16 protein-coding genes are annotated in these 17,610 nt (G+C 71.7%); 12 read left to right on the plus strand and 4 right to left on the minus strand.

The window, feature by feature from the left end; genetic code table 11:
- The first annotated feature begins 7 nt into the window (after positions 1 to 7).
- Genes LHA26_RS06940 through LHA26_RS06970 form a run of 7 tightly spaced genes read left to right on the plus strand, consistent with a single transcriptional unit; the run spans position 8 to position 7,624 of the window.
- Complete coding sequence (locus LHA26_RS06940) at positions 8 to 1,585, plus strand: efflux transporter outer membrane subunit (protein ID WP_252167987.1); 1,578 nt, start codon at positions 8 to 10, stop codon at positions 1,583 to 1,585.
- Complete coding sequence (locus LHA26_RS06945; RefSeq protein ID WP_252167988.1) at positions 1,585 to 2,919, plus strand: efflux RND transporter periplasmic adaptor subunit; 1,335 nt, start codon at positions 1,585 to 1,587, stop codon at positions 2,917 to 2,919. The genes LHA26_RS06940 and LHA26_RS06945 overlap by 1 nt, the downstream gene beginning before the upstream one ends.
- A gap of 9 nt (positions 2,920 to 2,928) precedes the next feature.
- Positions 2,929 to 3,636, plus strand: a complete 708-nt coding sequence (locus LHA26_RS06950; protein WP_252167989.1) for an ABC transporter ATP-binding protein — start codon at positions 2,929 to 2,931, stop codon at positions 3,634 to 3,636.
- A gap of 53 nt (positions 3,637 to 3,689) precedes the next feature.
- Positions 3,690 to 4,895 carry an ABC transporter permease gene (locus LHA26_RS06955; RefSeq protein WP_252168313.1) on the plus strand — a complete coding sequence of 402 codons (1,206 nt, stop codon included), beginning with the start codon at positions 3,690 to 3,692 and terminating at the stop codon, positions 4,893 to 4,895.
- A complete protein-coding gene (locus tag LHA26_RS06960; RefSeq protein ID WP_252167990.1) occupies positions 4,892 to 5,587 on the plus strand; it encodes an EF-hand domain-containing protein in 696 nt (231 codons plus the stop codon). The genes LHA26_RS06955 and LHA26_RS06960 overlap by 4 nt, the downstream gene beginning before the upstream one ends.
- Complete coding sequence (locus LHA26_RS06965) at positions 5,584 to 6,294, plus strand: response regulator (RefSeq protein WP_252167991.1); 711 nt, start codon at positions 5,584 to 5,586, stop codon at positions 6,292 to 6,294. Before LHA26_RS06960 ends, LHA26_RS06965 begins: the two co-directional genes overlap by 4 nt.
- A 1-nt stretch (position 6,295) precedes the next feature.
- Positions 6,296 to 7,624 carry a sensor histidine kinase gene (locus LHA26_RS06970; protein WP_252167992.1) on the plus strand — a complete coding sequence of 443 codons (1,329 nt, stop codon included), beginning with the start codon at positions 6,296 to 6,298 and terminating at the stop codon, positions 7,622 to 7,624.
- Positions 7,625 to 7,659: 35 nt separating this feature from the next.
- On the opposite strand, the gene ppc is transcribed toward LHA26_RS06970, so the two are convergent.
- Positions 7,660 to 10,338, minus strand: coding sequence for a phosphoenolpyruvate carboxylase (ppc, locus tag LHA26_RS06975; protein WP_252167993.1), 2,679 nt, complete (start codon positions 10,336 to 10,338; stop codon positions 7,660 to 7,662).
- Positions 10,339 to 10,476: 138 nt separating this feature from the next.
- Here ppc and LHA26_RS06980 point away from each other — a divergent pair, with 138 nt between their 5' ends.
- The gene (locus LHA26_RS06980; RefSeq protein WP_252167994.1) at positions 10,477 to 11,346 is read left to right on the plus strand and encodes a 3-hydroxyacyl-CoA dehydrogenase NAD-binding domain-containing protein; all 870 of its coding nucleotides are present in this window, start codon (positions 10,477 to 10,479) and stop codon (positions 11,344 to 11,346) included.
- 13 nt (positions 11,347 to 11,359) lie between these two features.
- On the opposite strand, the gene LHA26_RS06985 is transcribed toward LHA26_RS06980, so the two are convergent.
- On the minus strand, positions 11,360 to 12,601 hold the full coding sequence (locus LHA26_RS06985; RefSeq protein ID WP_252167995.1) for a NupC/NupG family nucleoside CNT transporter: 1,242 nt from the start codon (positions 12,599 to 12,601) through the stop codon (positions 11,360 to 11,362).
- Positions 12,602 to 12,764: 163 nt separating this feature from the next.
- Here LHA26_RS06985 and LHA26_RS06990 point away from each other — a divergent pair, with 163 nt between their 5' ends.
- From LHA26_RS06990 to argB, 3 genes are all read left to right on the plus strand, one after another.
- Positions 12,765 to 13,334 carry a hypothetical protein gene (locus LHA26_RS06990; RefSeq protein WP_252167996.1) on the plus strand — a complete coding sequence of 190 codons (570 nt, stop codon included), beginning with the start codon at positions 12,765 to 12,767 and terminating at the stop codon, positions 13,332 to 13,334.
- An 85-nt stretch (positions 13,335 to 13,419) separates the two neighbouring features.
- Positions 13,420 to 14,076 (plus strand): queuosine precursor transporter, encoded by a 657-nt coding sequence (locus LHA26_RS06995; RefSeq protein WP_252167997.1) that lies wholly within the window; start codon positions 13,420 to 13,422, stop codon positions 14,074 to 14,076.
- A 27-nt stretch (positions 14,077 to 14,103) separates the two neighbouring features.
- Positions 14,104 to 15,015, plus strand: coding sequence for an acetylglutamate kinase (argB, locus tag LHA26_RS07000; RefSeq protein WP_252167998.1), 912 nt, complete (start codon positions 14,104 to 14,106; stop codon positions 15,013 to 15,015).
- 6 nt (positions 15,016 to 15,021) lie between these two features.
- On the opposite strand, the gene gluQRS is transcribed toward argB, so the two are convergent.
- Positions 15,022 to 15,894, minus strand: a complete 873-nt coding sequence (gluQRS, locus tag LHA26_RS07005) for a tRNA glutamyl-Q(34) synthetase GluQRS (RefSeq protein ID WP_252167999.1) — start codon at positions 15,892 to 15,894, stop codon at positions 15,022 to 15,024.
- Between the two features lie 155 nt (positions 15,895 to 16,049).
- Here gluQRS and LHA26_RS07010 point away from each other — a divergent pair, with 155 nt between their 5' ends.
- Entirely contained in the window at positions 16,050 to 16,616 is a 567-nt protein-coding gene (locus LHA26_RS07010; protein ID WP_252168000.1) for an HNH endonuclease, read from the plus strand.
- 10 nt (positions 16,617 to 16,626) lie between these two features.
- Here LHA26_RS07010 and egtD read toward each other — a convergent pair whose 3' ends face one another.
- Positions 16,627 to 17,610 carry an L-histidine N(alpha)-methyltransferase gene (gene egtD / locus LHA26_RS07015; RefSeq protein WP_252168001.1) on the minus strand — a complete coding sequence of 328 codons (984 nt, stop codon included), beginning with the start codon at positions 17,608 to 17,610 and terminating at the stop codon, positions 16,627 to 16,629.

Raw genomic sequence — 17,610 nt, forward strand, 5'->3', positions numbered from 1 at the left:
AGACGGCATGAGGAAAGCGGGCGGCCTTATCGCGAGCCCGGTGGCGCTCGCGCTGCTGGCAAGCGCCTGCACGGTCGGCCCGCGCTACCGGCCCCCCGCGCCGGGGTCGCTGGGCGTGCCGGACGCCTTCGCCGCCGCCAGCCCCGCCTTCGCCGCGCCCGCCGATGCCGCCGAGCTGGCGCGCTGGTGGACCGGGCTCGGCGATCCCGTGCTCGATGCGCTGATCGGCGAGGCGCTGGCGCGCGGGCCGGATATCGTCGCCGCCGGCGCGCGGCTGCGCGAGGCGCGCGGTTCGCTGCGCACGGCGCGCGCCACCCTCTTCCCCAGCCTCAGCGGATCGGCATCGGCCGGCCATACCACGCTGCTGGGCAAGGGCGGCGACGTGCTGATCGCGCCGCCCGGCAGCGGCCTTGGCGCGGGCGGCACCGGCGGCGCCGCCACCTTCAGCACCGGCGGCAGCAGCACCAACATCTCGGCCGGGCTCGACGCCAGCTACGAGGTGGATCTGTTCGGCGGCGTGCGGCGCGGCGTGGAAGCGGCGCGCGGCGACGAGGCCGCCGCGCTCGAGGCGCTGCGCGATACGCAGCGCACCATCGCCGCCGAGGTCGCGCTGGATTACATCACCGCCCGCGCCGCGCAGGAGCGGCTGGCGATCGCCCGCGCCAATCTCGCCAGCGAGGACGAGACGGTGGCGATCGTCGGCTGGCGGGTGCAGGCGGGGCTCGTCTCCGCGCTCGATCTCGCCCGCGCCCGCGCCCAGCGCGAGCAGACCGCCGCGACCATCCCCTCGCTCGAGACGAGCCTGGTCGAGGCGGGCAGCGCGCTGGCGATCCTGTGCGGCCTCACCCCCGAGACGGTGCGCGCGCGGCTGGCGGCGGCGGCGCCGATCCCGCCCGCCGACCGGATGCTGGGCGCCGACGTGCCGCTGGCGATGCTGGAACGCCGCCCCGACGTGCGCGCCGCCGAGCGCCAGCTGGCGGCGGCGAGCGCGCGCATCGGCGTGGCGCGCGCCGCGCTCTATCCCGCGCTGCGGCTCAGCGGCACGCTGGTCGGCAATGGCGGCTCGATCGGCGATCTCACCCGCTTCGCCACCGGCACGCTGCTCGCCAACCTGACCGCGCCGATCTTCGACGGCGGCGCCATTCGCGGCCGCATCGAGACGGCGCGCGGCGCCGCCGACGAGGCGCTCGCGACCTATCGCAAGACGGTGCTGACCGCGCTCGGCGATGTCGAGAATGCGATGACCGCGCTCGCCAACAGCCATGAGCGCGCGGTGTCGCTCAGCCTCGCGGCGGATCAGTCGCAACAGGCGCTGCTGCTCGCGCAGAGCCAGTATCGCGCCGGGCTGGTCGATTTCCAGACGCTGCTGGACAGCCAGCGCACCCTGCTCGGCACGCAGGACGCCGCCGCCAGCACCCGCGCCGATCGCGCCACCGCGCTCGTCCAGCTCTACAAGGCGCTGGGCGGCGGCTGGCAGGCGGCGCCGATGCCCGTCTCGGCCCTGCCCCTCACCCCGGCGGCGATCGAGCTGCCCGACCTCGCCGCGCCGGCCCCCGCCGCGCCGGCCAACCCGCAAGGCCAGTGATGACCGAGCCGATCGCGCCCCCGGCCGACCAGGATATCGACAGCTTCCTCGGCGTGGAGCGTCCCACGCGGCGGCGGCGCATCGCCCGCCGCCTCGCGATCGGGGTGGCGCTGGTGCTGGTGCTGCTGTTCGTGGTGCGCTGCGCCTTCGGCACGCGCGAGCCGGAGCATTATGCCACCGCGCCGGCGCGGCGCGCGGATCTCACCGTGTCGGTGGCGGCCACGGGCAATCTCACCCCGACGCGCCAGGTGAATGTCGGGTCGGAAGTCTCGGGCATCGTGACCCAGGTGTTCGTGCAGAACAACGATCATGTCGCCAAGGGCCAGCCGCTGGCGCGGCTCGACACGGCGCGGCTCGAGGATGCGCTGCGGCTCAGCATCGCGCAGCTGCGCGCGGCCGAGGCGGCGGTGGCGCAGAACCAGGCGACGCTCGACCAGTCCGCCGCGACCTATCGCCGCTATCAGGAGGTGGCGCGGCTTTCGGGCGGCAAGGTGCCCTCCAAGACCGAACTCGACACCGCCCGCGCCGATTTCGAGCGCGCCCAGGCGAATCTCGCGGCGGCGCGCGCGCAGGTCGACCAGAACCAGGCGACGGTGAGCAGCAACCGCACCAATCTCGCCAAGGCGACGATCTACTCGCCCGTCGACGGCGTGGTGCTGTCGCGCCAGGTCGAGCCCGGACAGACGGTGGCGGCGCAGTTCAACGTCGCGACGCTCTTCACCATCGCCGAGGATCTCGCCGCGATGAAGCTGGACGTGAAGGTGGACGAGGCCGATGTCGGCGAGGTCCATGCCGGCGATCCCGCCAATTTCACGGTCGACGCCTATCCCGGCCGCGTCTTTCCGGCGCGGGTCGAGCGGATCGATTTCGGCGCCAACGCCACGCCCACGGTGAACAGCGCCGGCAGCAGCACCAGCAACGCCACCACCGCCGTGGTCGCCTATACGGCGTCGCTCTCGGTCGCCAATCCCGATCTCGCGCTGCGGCCGGGGATGACGGCGAGCGCCACGATCATCACCGCCGTCCGCCGCAACGTGCTGCTCGTGCCCAATGCCGCGCTGCGCTTCCGCCCGCGCGACCAGGCCGAAAGCGGCGGCTTCCTGCTCGGCGGGCCGAAGGATGGCAGCGGCGGCTTCGGCCAGGCCGGCCAGGACAAGAGCGGCGCGATCGGCCGCGGCAGCCGCCAGGCGGTGTTCGTGCTGCGCAAGGGCAAGCCCGTGGCGGTGCCGGTGGTGGTGGGCGACAGCAATGGCAGCCTCACCGCCGTCTCCGGCGCGGGGCTGCGGCCGGGGGTGGCGGTGATCACCGGCACGCTCGCCCATGCCGCGAGCTGAGCGGACGCCATGGCCGATCCGCTGATCCGGCTCACCGCCGTCACCAAGCGCTACGGCAGCGGCGACGCCGCCGTGCATGCGCTGCGCGGGATCGATCTCGCGGTGGAGCGCGGCGCCTTCCTGGCGGTGATGGGCCCGTCGGGCTCGGGCAAATCCACCGCGATGAACATTCTCGGCTGTCTCGACGTGCCGAGCAGCGGCAGCTTCCTGTTCCGCGGCCAGGCGGTGGAGGCGCTCGACCGGGATCAGCGCGCGCTGCTGCGGCGGCGCTATCTCGGCTTCGTCTTCCAGGGGTTCAACCTGCTGCCCCGGACCAGCGCGCTCGAGAATGTGGAACTGCCGCTGCTCTATCGCGGCGCCGGCCGGCATGCGCGCTATGCGCTGGCCATGGCCGCGCTGGAGCAGGTCGGCCTCGCCGACCGCGCCGACCACACGCCCGCCGAACTTTCGGGCGGGCAGCAGCAGCGCGTCGCCATCGCGCGCGCCATCGTCACCCAGCCCGACGTGCTGCTCGCCGACGAGCCGACCGGCAATCTCGATTCGGAGCGCTCGGTGGAGATTATGGGGCTGCTCACGCGGCTCAACGAAGAGCAGGGGCTGACCATCCTGATGGTGACGCACGAGCCCGAGATGGCCGCCTATGCCCGCACCATCGCGCATTTCCGCGATGGGCTGGTCGAGCGCATCGCCGCGCCGCCGGCGCGCGCCCCGGCATGACGCACGCGCCGCTTCCCGCGCCGCCGCCCGTGCGCCGCATCGCCACCGGCCGGCTGATCGCCACCTCGGCGCTGCTGGCGGCGCGCGCCATCCGCCGCCACCTGCTGCGCTCCTTCCTCACCGTGCTCGGCATCGTGATCGGCGTGTTCGCGGTGGTGACGATGGTGACGCTGGGCAATGCCGCGACCCGATCGGTGCGCGAACAGATCAGCAGCCTTGGCGCGAACGTGCTGACGATCCTGCCGGGCGGGGGCGCCGGGCGCGGCGGCGGCCAGGTGCCGCCGCCCTTCAAGATCGCCGATGCCGAGGCGGTGCGCGACCAGATCGCCGGCGTGACCGAAGTGGCGCCGCAGGTGCAGACCAGCGCCACCGCCGTGCGCAACGCCGCCAACTGGTCCACCACCGTCACCGGCGCGGGCAACGCCTTTCTCGATACCCAGACCTGGCTCGTCAGCGACGGCCGCCGCTTCACCCAGAGCGAGGAGGAGGCGGGCAAATCCGTATGCCTGCTCGGCAGCACGGTGCGCGCGCGCCTCTATCCCACCGAAAACGCGCTGGGCAGCCGGCTGCGCGTGGGCGGGATCAGCTGCGTCGTCGTCGGGCTGCTGGCCACGCGCGGCCAGGGCGGGTTCGGCCAGGATGGCGACGATATGGTGATCATGCCGCTCAAGGCGGTTCAGCGCCGCTTCACCGGCAACCAGGATATTCGCGTGATCACCGTATCGGCCGATCCCGCCTATGACAGTGCCGCCATCCAGAACGCCATCGCCGCGCTGCTGCGCGAGCGCCGCAACATCACCGGCACCAAGCAGGATGATTTCACCATCTTCGACCAGCGCCAGATCGCGGACACGCTGTCGGGCGCGACCACGATGCTGACGACCTTCGTGGGCGCGGTGGCGGCGATCTCGCTGCTGGTCGGCGGCATCGGCATCATGAACATCATGCTCGTCTCGGTGACCGAGCGGACGCGCGAAATCGGCATCCGGCTGGCGATCGGCGCGGTCGCCGCCGAGGTGCGCATGCAGTTCCTGGTCGAGGCGGTGGTGCTGTCGATGCTGGGCGGGCTGATCGGCATCGTGCTGGCGCTGGGCGCCTGTTTCGGGCTGACCCGCGCCTTCGGGCTCGGCTTCGCCTTCGAAACCAAGATCAATCTCGCCGCCTTCCTCTTTTCGGCGCTGATCGGCGTGGTGTTCGGCTATTTCCCGGCGCGCCGCGCCGCCCTGCTCGACCCGATCGACGCGCTGCGCCACGAATGATCCGCCGCCTGCTGCCGCTCCTGCTGCTCGCCGCCGCGCCGCCCCCGCCGGCGCCGCCCGCGCCGCCGCCGGCCAGCGCGGGCGACGATATCCTCGTGCAGGGCCGACCCTATGGCCCGTGCGGGCCGCGCTACGCGCCGCTCTATATCGCGCCGATGGGCGAGCCGGTGCGCACCAACGGCCATAGCGATCCGATGGCGCGCTGGTTCGCCGCCGCCGACGCCGACCATGACGGGCGGCTCACCCAGGCCGAGCTGGCCGCCGACGCCGAACGCTATGCCCGCACGCTCGACACGGATGGCGATGGCGAACTCGATCCCCAGGAGGTGAGCGCCTATGAGAATGACGAGGCGCCCGAGATCAAGCTGTACCAGCCCGGCCTGTTCCGCGAGCCGCACGACAGCAAGGGCCGGCGCGCGGCCAAGCGCGAGGCGCGCGAGCGGGTGGACTATGTCGCCGCCTATGGCGCGGGCCATTATGCCTCGCTCAACGTGCCCGAACCGATCGCCTCGGCCGACCTCGACATCAACCGCGGCGTGTCCATGAGCGAGATCAGGACGGTCGCCGCGCAGCGCTTCGCGCTTCTCGATCCCGGCGCGCGGGGCTATCTCAGCCTTGATGCGTTGCCCCGCTCGCCTGCCCAGCAGGCGATCGACGCCTGCTTCGCGCGCCAGGAGAGCCAGAAGAAATGAATGATGCGGCCGCCCCCCGATTGCTGGTGGTCGACGATGACGCCGAACTGGTGGATCTGATCGCCGGCTTTCTGCGCGATCATCACCTCACCGTCGACACCGCCGCCGATGCCACCGCCATGGACGCCGCGCTGGCGCGCCAGCGCTATGTTTGCGTGATCCTCGATCTGATGATGCCGGGCGAGGACGGGCTTTCGGTGCTGCGCCGGCTGCGCACCCGCGATCGCACGCCGGTGATCATGCTGTCGGCGATGAGCGAGGATGTCGATCGCATCGTCGGGCTCGAAGTCGGCGCCGACGATTATCTCGGCAAGCCCTGCAATCCGCGCGAGTTGCTGGCGCGGGTGCGGGCGCTGCTGCGGCGCGCGGCCGAGCGCGGCGCCGAGCCCGCGCCGGGATCGCCGCGCCGCCGCTTCGGCGATTGGGGGCTCGATCTGGTCGAGCGGGTGCTGCATCGCACGGGCTTTCCGCAGGCCCCGCTCACCGATGCCGAGTTCCGCGTGCTGACCGCCTTTCTGGACCGGCCGCAGCGCGTGCTCTCGCGCGATACGCTGATCGAACTCGCCAAGGGCTCCGACGCGGACGTGTTCGACCGCGCAATCGACGTGACGATCAGCCGGCTGCGCAAGAAGCTCGGGCCGGGCGATCCCATCCGCACCATCCGCAATGAAGGCTATATGTTCGCGCTGCGGCCCGAGGAGGGCTGAGATGCCGGCGCGGTTCCGATCGCTGCCGATCTTCTGGCAGACGCTGGCGCTGCTGCTGGGCGGGCTGGTCGTCTCGCAGATCGTCGCCATCCTGCTCATCATGTACCTGCCGGCGCCGCGACCGGACTTCTACACGATGAGCGAGATCGCCGAGGCGCTGGCGAGCGAGGATGCGACGCCGAGCCCGCTCGCGGCGCAGCGCCGCGCCACCGCGCCCGGCCCCCAGCCGGGCATGATCGCGACGCCCGGCCTGAGCCAGCGGCTGGCCGGCATGGTCCATCGCCCGCTCGGCGAGGTGCGGCTCTTCTTCCAGGCGGATCAGTCGGAAAGCTTCCCCTGGGGACGGCGCACCGGGCGCGGCGCGGTGCCCATCCACCATGGGCAGCCCTATTTCTTCAACACGGTGGAGGCGGCGCTGGCGCTGCCCGAGGGCGGCTGGCGGGTGGTGCGCACGCCGCCGCCGCCGCTGATCTCCTCCTGGCAGAAGCGGACCATCATCTGCTTCGGCTTCTCGGCGCTGGCGATGCTGCCCTTCGCCTTCCTGTTCGCGCGCGCGCTCACCCGGCCGATCCGCCGGCTGGCGGCGGCGGTGGAGCGGATCGATCATGACGCCGCCGCGCCGCCGGTGCCGGCGGAAGGGCCGAGCGAGCTGCGCCTCACCGCCCACGCGCTCAACACGCTGCGCACCAATCTCCACGCCTATCTGCGCGAACGCACCGCGATGATCGGCGCGATCGCGCATGATCTGCGCAGCCCGCTGGCGCGCATCGCCTTCCGCATCGAGCGCGCGCCGCAGGCGATCCGCGTGCCGGTGCAGCACGATATCGAGCAGATGCAGGCGATGATCGCGACCACCATCGGCTTTGTGCGCGATGGCGCGGGCGTGGGCGAGCGGCGCCCCGTGGAATTGTCGGCGCTGGCGCGGCGGCTGGCGCAGCAGGCGCGCGAGACCGGATCGGAGGTGCGGCTGGGCAGCGTCGTCGCCGCCACGGTGGAGGGCGATCGCGGCGCGCTGGAACGGCTGGTGCAGAATCTCATCGACAATGCGGTGAAATATGCCGGCGGCGCCGAGCTGACGATCGAGCGCGCCGAGGATCGCGCACGGCTCTGCGTCACCGATCGCGGCCCCGGCATCGCCGAGGAAGCGCTGGAGCGCATGTTCGAGCCCTTCGCCCGCGCCGATCCCTCGCGCAGCCGCTCCACCGGCGGGATCGGGCTTGGCCTGGCCATCGCCCGCTCGATCGCCGCCGCGCATGGCGGCAGCATCACCGCCGCCAACCGCCATGCCGGCGGCCTGGCGATGACCGTGGAACTGCCGCTGGCCGATTGAGGCGGGGCCGAGGCGGGTCGCCGCCCCGGCGCGCCTCAGCCGCTGTTGCGCAGCGCGGTCGCGATCGCGTTGATCGAAAGCTCGATGCCCTCGCGGATGCGGGGATCGTCCTCGCCCGCGCGGTGGCGCTTGAGCAGCTCCACCTGGAGCAGGTTGAGCGGCTCGATATAGGGAAGGCGCAGCCGGATCGAGGCGTCGAGCGAGGGATGTTTCTCGAGCAGCCGCGTCTGGCGGGTGATAGCGAGCAGGCTGTCGTGCGCGCGCGACCAGCCGGCCTTGATCCGGCCGAAGATCGCCTCGGCGGCGGCGCGATCCTCGACCAGCGGCAGATAATGTTCGGCGATGGCGAGATCGGATTTGGCGAGCACCATCTCCATATTGGCGAGGGTGGAGGCGAGGAAGGGCCAGGCCTCCACCATCTCGCGCAGCAGGGCCATGTCGCCGAACGCCGCCAGCGCATCGCCCACGCCGTACCAGCCGGGCAGCATGATCCGCGCCTGCGCCCAGGAAAACACCCAGGGGATGGCGCGCAGATCCTCGATGCGATCGGATTTGGTGCGGCTGGCGGGGCGCGATCCGATCTTCAGCCCGGCGATTTCGGGCAGCGGCGTGATCTGGCGGAAGAAGTGGCGGAAGCCCTCGGTGCCGTAGACAAGATCGCGATAGCTGGCGAAGGCGGCCTCGGAGATGCGCGCCATGGCGTCGCCGAAGCGCGCCTGATCGGCGGCCGAGAGCGCGGGCGCCTCAAGGCTCGCCAGCAGCGTCGCCGAGGCCATCGCCTCCAAATTGGTCGCCGCGCTTTCAGGCGTGCCATATTTGGCGGCGATCACCTCGCCCTGCTCGGTGATGCGGATACGGCCCTGCACCGATCCCGGCGGCTGGGCGAGGATCGCCGCGAAGGAGGAGCCGCCGCCGCGCCCGACCGCGCCGCCGCGGCCGTGGAAGAGCTGCATCGTCACCCCGGCTTCCTCGAACACCGGGGCCAGCGCCTGGCCGGCGCGGTGCAGCGACCAGACCGAGGTGAGATAGCCGCCATCCTTGTTGCTGTCCGAATAGCCGACCATCACTTCCTGATGGCCGCGCGCGCGGGCGAGCGCGCCGATCTCGGGCAGCGCGAACCAGGCGCGCATCACATCGGGCGCGTTCTGGAGATCGGCGATCGTCTCGAACAGCGGCACCGCCATGATCCGCGCCTCGGGGGGCGCCTCGCCCTCGCCCGGCCGGTACAGCCCCGCCTCCTTGAGCAGGACATGGACCTCGAGCAGATCGGACACGCTTTCGGACTTGGAGATGTTGTAGATCTGGATGCAGCCGGCGCCGTAGCGCGCCTGCGCCTCGGCGGCGGCGCGCACGATCGCCAGTTCGGACAGGGTTTCGTCCGAATAGCGCGCGAAGGGGCTGGCAAGCAGGCGCGGCGAGGCCAGTTCGCGGCGCAGCAGCGCGATGCGTTCCGCCTCGTCGAGCGTGGCATAATCGGGCGTCACCCCGGCATGGGCGAGCAGTTCGCCCACCACCCGCTCGTGGACATCGGCATTCTGGCGCAGATCGAGCGTGGCGAGGTGGAAGCCGAAGCAATCCACCGCGCGGATCAGCCGCGACAGCTTGCCGCCGGTGGCAAGCGCGCCCGCGCCCGCGCGCAGCGACTGGGCGATCGTCACCAGATCGGCGCGGAAGGCGGCGGGATCGGCATAGGGCTCTCCGGAGACGCGCGCCGCGCGCGGCGGGGCCTGGCCGGTGAGCGCCTGATAGGTGGCGGCGAGCCGGGCATAGAGGCCGGTGAGCGCGCGGCGATAGGGCTCGTCGCCGCGCGCGCGGCCGGGATCCTGCGCCGCCTCGGCCAGCGCCGCCAGCTCGGGCGTCACCGCCGCCAATTCGGTGGAGATGGACAGTTCGGCGCCGAGTTCGTGGACGCCCTCGAGATAATAAGCGAGCACCGCCTCGGCGGCGCGCGCCAGCACCAGCCGCAGCGTCTCAGCATTGACATAGGGGTTGCCGTCGCGATCGCCGCCGATCCAGTTGCCGACGCGCAGGAAGGACGGCGCGCGCGCGCCGAGCGCGCGGTCCCAGCGCGCGTAGAGGGCGGGCAGCGCGGGCAGGAACACCTCGCGCAGATAGGCGAGCACGGTGTCGATCTCGTCGGCCACGAACAGCCGCTCGCGGCGCAGCGCGCGCGTCTGCCAGAGCAGCGCCACCTGCCGCGCGATGGCATCCTCCACCCGATCGCCGCTGGCCGTCTCGGCGACGCCGCGATCGCGCAGCGCCATCAGCTCGGCGATATGGTTGCGGTGATCGATCATGCTCTTGCGCCGCACCTCGGTGGGGTGGGCGGTCAGCACGGGCACGATCAGCGCGCGCTCGAGCAGCGCCATCACAGCGGCGCGGTCCAGCCCCTTGGCCTCGAGCCGGGCGAGCGCATGGGCGAGATCGGCCTCGGGCTCGGCGGCGACGCCCTGCCGATCCTCGGCGAGGTTGGCGAGCATGGAGAAGAGCATGAAGCCCCGCACAAAGGCCAGCATGTCGTCGAGGCCGAGCGATTCCAGGCCGCTCGCGATCGAATCGCCGCTGAGTATGCCGCGCGCCCGGTCCACCGAGGTGGAGCGGATATATTCGATGCGGCGGAACAGCGCCTCGCCCGAGGTTTCGCGAATGACATCGCCGAGCACGCGGCCCAGGAAGCGGATGTCGGGGTTCTGCGTGATCGAAGGCGCGGCCATGCGGCGATGCTGCAATGCGAAGCGGGCCGGGTCAATCGCGCACTGCGCCGCGGCGTGCGCGGCGGCCACGCCATGGCTCGCTTCGCCGCGCGCGGACCGCTAGGAGCGGGGCAACGGACAAGAAGCGAGGAGGCGGAGATGCGGACCATCGGCGTGATCGGAGCGGGGCAGATGGGGGCGGGGATCGCCCAGGTCGCGGCGCAGGCGGGCTTTCAGGTGCTGCTCGCGGACCGCGCGATCGAGCTGGCCGAGCGCGGCAAGGCGGGCATCGCCAAGCGCCTGGGCAGCGCGGTGGAGAAGGAGAAGATCAGCGCCACCGATGCCGAGGCGGCGCTCGCCCGCATCGAGGCACTGGGCGATACCAGCGGCTTCGGCGCGGCCTTTCTGGTGATCGAGGCGGCGACCGAGCGCGAGGAGATCAAGCGCGCCATCTTCGCCGAGGTCGGGCCGCGGCTGGACGCGGACGCCGTGCTCGCCACCAACACCTCGTCGATCCCGATCACCCGGCTCGCCCAGGCCGCGCCCGATCCGGCGCGCTTCCTCGGCGTCCATTTCTTCAATCCCGTGCCGGTGATGAAGCCGATCGAGCTGATCCGCGGCCTCGCCACCTCCGATGCGGCGGTGGCGGTGGTGCGCGACTTCGCGGCGGCGATCGAGAAGGTGATCGTCACCGTCGAGGATGCGCCCGGCTTCGTGGTGAACCGCGTGCTGATGCCGATGCTCAACGAGGCGATCTTCGCGCTGGGCGAAGGCGTGGCGGGCGTGGCCGATATCGACGCGGCGGTGCGGCTCGGGCTCAACCATCCGATGGGCCCGCTCACTTTGGCCGATTTCATCGGGCTCGATACCTGTCTGGAAATCTGCCGCGTGCTCTTCACCGGCACGGGCGATCCCAAATTCCGCCCGGCGCCGCTGCTGGTGAAATATGTCGAGGCCGGCTGGCTCGGCCGCAAGACCAAGCGCGGCTTCTACGATTATAACGGCGCCGAGCCGGTGCCGACGCGCTGAGCGCCCGCGCCGCTCAGGGCGCGAGCAACAGGCCGGCGAAGGCGGCCGACATGAGATTGGCGAGGCTGCCCGCGATCAGCGCGCGCAGCCCCAGCCGCGCGATCGTCGGCCGCTGATTGGGCGCGAGATTGCCCGTCACCGCCATCTGGATCGCGATCGAGGAGAAATTGGCGAAGCCGCACAGCGCGAAGGTGACGACCGCCACGGTGTGCGGGCTGAGCCGGCCCAGCTCCTTGCCGAGCGAGATATAAGCGACGAACTCGTTGAGCACGATCTTCTCGCCGAACAGGCCGCCCGCGATCCCCGCCTCGTTCCACGGCACGTTCAGCAGGAACATGACCGGCGCGAAGACATAGCCCAGCAGCCGCTGGAAGGTGAGATCCTCGATCCCGAACCAGTGGCCGAAGCCGGTGAGCAGGCCGTTGCCCAGCGCCACCAGCGCGACGAAGGCGAGCACCATCGCGCCGACCGCGACCGCCAGCCGCACCCCGGTCTGCGCCCCCTGCGCCGCCGCCATGATGAGGTTGGCGGGCACCTCGTCGCCATGCGGCGCCTCCGCCACGGCGACCGCGTCGGTCTCGTCGAGCGGCGCGCCGCGGACGCGGTCGGGCATGATGATCTTGGCCATCAACAGCCCGCCCGGCGCCGACATGAAGCTGGCGGCGAGCAGATAATCGATCCTGATCCCCATCGCCGCATAGGCGGCGAGGATGGTGCCGGCCACGCCCGCCATGCCGCTGGTCATCACCGCGAACACCTGGCGCTCGTCGAGCGCCGCGAGATAGGGGCGGATCACCAGCGGGCTCTCGCTCTGGCCGACGAAGATGTTCGCCGCCGCGCACAGCGATTCGACCTTGGAGGTGCCGACGACGCGCTCGATGCCGCCGCCGATCCAGCGCACCACGAACTGCATGATGCCGAGATGGTAGAGAATGCCCACCAGCGCCGCGAAGAAGATGATCACCGGCAGCGCCTGGATGGCGAACATCTGGCCGAGCCGATCGCTGGCGAGCGCGCCGAACAGGAATTGCGTGCCGGCGCTGGCATAGCCGAGCAGATTGGCGACTCCGGCCGAGAGCACGCCGAGCGCGGCGCGCCCCCAAGGCACGTGCAGCACCAGCACCGCGATGCCGGCCTGGAGCGCGAAGGCGCTGCCGACGACGCGCGGCCGGATCGCGCGGCGATCCACGGACAGTGCGTAGGCGATCGCCAGGATCACCAGGATGCCGGCCAGACCAATGAGATATTTGAGCATGCACCGCCGCGGGAAGAGACTGAACGAAGCACCGGCGCCCCCGCCCATGCCGGGCGCGATACTACACGCCCCGCCGGCCGGGGCCAGCCCGTTCAACGCGGGTTCAGTCGTCCGCGCCATCATGGCGCCGGCATTCGATGCTTCTGCAAGAGAGAGGGAGACGATGCGCTTTTCCAAGACTGTGGCGCTGGCCGGCTCGGCCGCGCTGCTCGCCGGCCTCGGTGTCGCCGCGACGGCCGAACGGCCCGCCGATCATCTTCTGCGCGTGCTGCTGCCGGACGGATCGGTGCGGCAGATCCGCTATAGCGGCGATGCCCCGCCCCGGCTGGTGATGCTGGCGCCGGTGGCGCCCGACCCGCTGGACGCGATCGCGGCGCTGATGGCCGACGAGGCCGAGGCCATGTCGGCGCAGATGGCGGCGCTGCACCAGGCCGCGCTGGCCGGCATGGCGGCCACCCCGGCGGCGCCCGGCGCGCCGCTCAGCCTGACCGGCGCCACGGCAGGGGCGCTGCCCGCCGGCACCGGCTATAGCTATGTCTCGACCGTGACGGTGAACGGCAAGACCTGCACCACCCGCATCCACAGCGTCGCCGGCGCCCAGGGCGCGGCGCCGCAGCTGCTGCGCCAGGTGTCGGGCGATGGCTGCACCGCCGCCGCGCCGAGCGCGCCGAAGCCGCCGGTGCCGCCCGCGCCGCCCGCCACGCCGCGCCCGCCGGCGCCCGACACGATCTGATCGCCGGCCGCGCCCCGCCCGCCATCGCGCCGGGCGGGGCGCTGTTTTTCTTTGCGAAGGCGCGCCGCCGCGGCTAGCCAGACCTATGGCATCTTCCGCCCCGGCGACGGCCCTGCCCCGCTCGCTCTTCTTCTTCGCGCTGCTCTATGGCGGCATGGTGTGCATGGCCGGCGTGCTGGGCAACAAGCTGCTCGCGCTCGGGCCGCTGGCGGTGGAAGGCGGCATCTTCGCCTTTCTGATCCTGGTCGTCACCTCGAGCGCGGTCGCCGAGCTGCACGGCGCGGCCATGGCCAATCGGCTGGTGCGCTGGGGCTTCGTGCCGATGCTGGTGGCGATCGCGCTGATCCAGCTGATCCTCGCCCTGCCCGCCGCCGGCGCGATGGAGCCGAGCCGGCTGGCCGCCTTCCACACCATCCTCGCGCAGGGCGCGCGGCTGATGTTCGCCGGCCTGATCGCCTATGGCACGTCGCAGACGCTCAACGTCACCCTGTTCAGCGCGCTCAAGGGGCGCGAGGGCGGGCGGCTGCTGTGGCTGCGCGCGGGCATCGCCAGCATCGCCAGCCAGGTGGTGGATACCTTCCTGTTCGTGACGATCGCCTTTTACGGCGTGTTCCCGATCACCGGGATCATCATCGGCCAGATGATCGCCAAGGTGGTGCTCTCGGCGGTGCTGGTGCCGCCCGCCGTCTACGCCATGGTCGCGCTCGGCCGCCGGCTGGACGCCGGAATCCCGGTTGGATAAGCGCGGCGGCGCCGCTATGGCGCGGCCATGACCAGCTTTCCCGATATGGCGCCCGATCCGGCGCTGCTCGCCAAGGCCGAAACGCTGACCGAGGCGCTGCCCTATCTGCAGCGCTATGCCGGGCAGACCTTCGTGGTCAAATATGGCGGGCACGCCATGGGCGATCCCGACATGGCGCGCAGCTTCGCCGAGGATGTGGTGCTGCTCAAGGCGGTGGGCATCAACCCGGTGGTGGTGCATGGCGGCGGCCCGCAGATCGGCGCGATGCTGAAGCGGCTGGGCGTGCAATCGCGCTTCATCGACGGGCTGCGCGTCACCGATGCCGAGACGGCGCAGATCGCCGAAATGGTGCTGGCGGGATCGATCAACAAGGAGATCGTCTCCTGGATCGGCCAGGCCGGCGGCAAGGCGGTGGGCCTGTCGGGCAAGGACGGGCGGATGGTGGTGGCGGACAAGGTGGGCCGCGCCGCGCCCGATCCGCTCCAGGGCATCGAGCGCCATGTCGATCTCGGCTTTGTCGGCGAGCCGCGCCGGGTCGATCGCGCGCTGCTGGACACGCTTTCGGGCCAAGGCTTCATCCCCGTGGTCGCGCCGATCGCGATCGGCGAGGACGGCCATACCTACAACGTGAACGCCGATACCATGGCCGGCGCCATCGCCGCCGCGCTCGGCGCCGCGCGCTTCTTCCTGCTCACCGACGTGGCGGGCGTGATGACGAAGGACAAGCAGCTCGTCTCCGATCTCACCCCCGCGCTGATCGCGGCGCTGCGCGAGGACGGCACCATCTCGGGCGGCATGATCCCCAAGGTGGAGACCTGCGTGCGCGCGGTGGAAGCCGGGGTGGACGCGGCGGTCATTCTCGACGGCCGGGTGCGCCACGCCATGCTGCTCGAAATCTTCACCCGCCGCGGCGCGGGCTCGCTCGTCCGCGCGGGCTGAGCCGGCTCAGCCGGGCGCGGCGGCGAGCCGCGCCGCCTCGGCGCGGATCTCGGCCAGCAGCGCCGCCGGCGCCACGCCCGCCGCACGCAGCGCCGCCAGCGCGGGCGCGCCGTCGCGCTTGGCGAGGCGGCGGCCATCGGGCCCGCGCATCAGCCCATGATGGTGGTAGAGTGGCGTCGGCAGCCCCAGCAGCGCCTGGAGCAGGCGGTGGACATGGGTGGCGGCGAACAGATCCACCCCGCGCACGACATCGGTGACGCCCTGAAAGCCATCGTCGATCGTCACCGCCAGATGATAGGCGGCGGGCGCATCCTTGCGGGCGAGCACGACATCGCCGAACGGCGCGGGCGCCGCCTCCACAAGGCCGGCGCGGCTGTCGTGCCACGCCAGCGGACCGGCGAGCGCGAGGGCGCGCCGCATGTCCAGCCGCCAGGCATGGGGCGCGGCGGCGCGGCGGGCGGGATCGTCGGCCAGGCCCCGGCAGGTGCCGGGATAGACGCTTCCCTCCGGCCCGTGCGGCGCCGAGGCGGCGGCGGCGATATCGGCGCGCGAGCAGAAACAGGCATAGAGCAGGCCCATGGCGCGCAGCCGCGCGAGCGCCGCGCGATAGGCGGGCAGGCGCGTCGACTGGCGCAGCACCGGCCCGTCCCAGGCGAGGCCGAGCCAGGCGAGATCCGCGACGATGCCCTCGACAAAGGCCTCGCGCGTGCGGCCGGGATCGATATCCTCGATCCGCAGCAGGAAGCGGCCGCCGGCGGCGCGCGCGCGATCATGCGCCAGCACCGCCGCTACGGCATGGCCGCGATGCAGCCGTCCGGTTGGGCTCGGGGCGAATCGGCTGATCACCGCATCATCCTGGCCCGACACCCTATTGACCATGAGTCATCGCCCGTGCTGTCATGCTGCCGTCACCAGAACCGTGCACGGGGTTCGGCGACGAAGTTGACGCGGCCGGTACGGCATCGCGTCCTGGGTGCGACAGGGCTGAAGCCGCAGCGGGCGTGATCGCGCACCGTGGAGGTTCATGTCGTCCCATGTATCATCCCGATCTGATCCGCCACCCCGATGGCTGCCCGACCCTGGTGCTGAACGCGGACTATACCCCGCTCAGCTATTACCCCCTCTCGCTCTGGCCGTGGCAGACGGCCGTCAAGGCCGTGTTCCTCGAACGGGTCGATATTGTCGACACCTATGAGCGCGCGGTCCACTCGCCCAATTTCTCGATGAAGCTGCCTTCGGTGATCGCGCTGCGCCAGTTCGTGAAGCCTTCGGCGCATCCCGCCTTCACCCGCTTCAACCTGTTCCTGCGCGACAGCTTCGCCTGCCAATATTGCGGCGCGCGGCATGATCTCACCTTCGATCATGTCGTGCCGCGCGCGCAGGGCGGGCGGACCACCTGGGAGAATGTCGCGACCGCCTGCGCGCCCTGCAATCTGCGCAAGGGCGGCCGCACGCCGGCCCAGGCGCGGATGACGCTGGCGACGCGGCCGGTGCGGCCCACCAGCTGGGCGCTGCAGGAAAATGGCCGCCGCTTCCCGCCCAATTATCTGCACGAAAGCTGGCGCGACTGGCTCTATTGGGACGTGCCGCTGGAAGCCTGAGCGGCCCCGCTCAGGGCGCGGCGGGGGCCGGCCGCGCCTCGGCGAGCAGCAGCGCGAAGCGATCCTCGGCGTCGGTCCATTCCGCCCGGGGCTGCCAGCCGCCGGCGCGGAGCAGCAGCCGGGCATCGCGCGGGCCATATTTGTGGCTGTTCTCGGTGTGGATCGTCTCGCCCGCGCCGATCTGGAAGGCGCGGCCCGCCACGGTGAAGCGGCAGGCCTCGCGCGCCTCGAGATGCATCTCGATGCGCGCCTCCGCCTCGTTCCACCGCGCGACATGGCGGAAGCGATCGACCGGGATATCCCCCTCCAGCTCGCGATTGATGCGGTGGAGCAGGTTGAGATTGAAGGCGGCGGTGACGCCGGCCGCATCGTCATAGGCGGGCACCAGCACGGTGGGCGACTTGATGCGATCGATCCCGATCAGCAGCAGCGCGCCCTCGCCCAGCGTGTCGGCCATGGCGGCGAGCAGGCCGACGGCGGCCTGGGGGCCCATATTGCCGATCGTCGAGCCCGGGAAGAAACCCAGGCGCGGCGTGCCGGCGATGGAGCGGGGCAGCGTCAGCGGCCGCATGAAATCGGCCTCGACGGGATGGACCGGCAGCCCCGGGAAGCGCGCCCCCAGCGCGGCCGCCGAGGCGCGCAGAAAGGCACCCGAAATATCGATCGGCACATAGGCGCTGGGCGCCACCGCGCCGAGCAGCAGCGGGGTCTTGGCGGAGGAGCCCGAGCCGAACTCCACCACCGCGCGGCCGGCACCGACCCGCTCGGCGATGGCGGGGGCGGCCTCGGCCAGGATCGCACGCTCGGTGCGGGTGGGATAATATTCGGGCAGCGCGGTGATCGCCTCGAACAGCTCCGAGCCGCGGCGATCGTAGAACCAGCGCGCCGGAATGGCGCGCGGCCGCGCGGCGAGGCCCGACAACACATCGGCGCGGAAGGCGGGATCGACCATGTCCGTTTCCGTCGCCGCCTCGCGATCGCGGTCCATCAGCAT

It is taken from the genome of Sphingomonas morindae, from assembly GCF_023822065.1.
Classification (GTDB): domain Bacteria; phylum Pseudomonadota; class Alphaproteobacteria; order Sphingomonadales; family Sphingomonadaceae; genus Solisphingomonas; species Solisphingomonas morindae.

Bases quoted from the DNA above. Each gene is read 5' to 3' on its own strand.
- LHA26_RS06940 (WP_252167987.1), top strand. From the start codon at position 8: ATGAGGAAAGCGGGCGGCCTTATCGCGAGCCCGGTGGCGCTCGCGCTG.
- LHA26_RS06945 (WP_252167988.1), top strand. From the start codon at position 1,585: ATGACCGAGCCGATCGCGCCCCCGGCCGACCAGGATATCGACAGCTTC.
- LHA26_RS06950 (WP_252167989.1), top strand. From the start codon at position 2,929: ATGGCCGATCCGCTGATCCGGCTCACCGCCGTCACCAAGCGCTACGGC.
- LHA26_RS06960 (WP_252167990.1), top strand. From the start codon at position 4,892: ATGATCCGCCGCCTGCTGCCGCTCCTGCTGCTCGCCGCCGCGCCGCCC.
- LHA26_RS06965 (WP_252167991.1), top strand. From the start codon at position 5,584: ATGAATGATGCGGCCGCCCCCCGATTGCTGGTGGTCGACGATGACGCC.
- LHA26_RS06970 (WP_252167992.1), top strand. From the start codon at position 6,296: ATGCCGGCGCGGTTCCGATCGCTGCCGATCTTCTGGCAGACGCTGGCG.
- ppc (WP_252167993.1), bottom strand. From the start codon at position 10,338: ATGGCCGCGCCTTCGATCACGCAGAACCCCGACATCCGCTTCCTGGGC.
- LHA26_RS06980 (WP_252167994.1), top strand. From the start codon at position 10,477: ATGCGGACCATCGGCGTGATCGGAGCGGGGCAGATGGGGGCGGGGATC.
- LHA26_RS06985 (WP_252167995.1), bottom strand. From the start codon at position 12,601: ATGCTCAAATATCTCATTGGTCTGGCCGGCATCCTGGTGATCCTGGCG.
- LHA26_RS06990 (WP_252167996.1), top strand. From the start codon at position 12,765: ATGCGCTTTTCCAAGACTGTGGCGCTGGCCGGCTCGGCCGCGCTGCTC.
- LHA26_RS06995 (WP_252167997.1), top strand. From the start codon at position 13,420: ATGGCATCTTCCGCCCCGGCGACGGCCCTGCCCCGCTCGCTCTTCTTC.
- argB (WP_252167998.1), top strand. From the start codon at position 14,104: ATGACCAGCTTTCCCGATATGGCGCCCGATCCGGCGCTGCTCGCCAAG.
- gluQRS (WP_252167999.1), bottom strand. From the start codon at position 15,894: ATGGTCAATAGGGTGTCGGGCCAGGATGATGCGGTGATCAGCCGATTC.
- LHA26_RS07010 (WP_252168000.1), top strand. From the start codon at position 16,050: ATGTATCATCCCGATCTGATCCGCCACCCCGATGGCTGCCCGACCCTG.
- egtD (WP_252168001.1), bottom strand. From the start codon at position 17,610: ATGCTGATGGACCGCGATCGCGAGGCGGCGACGGAAACGGACATGGTC.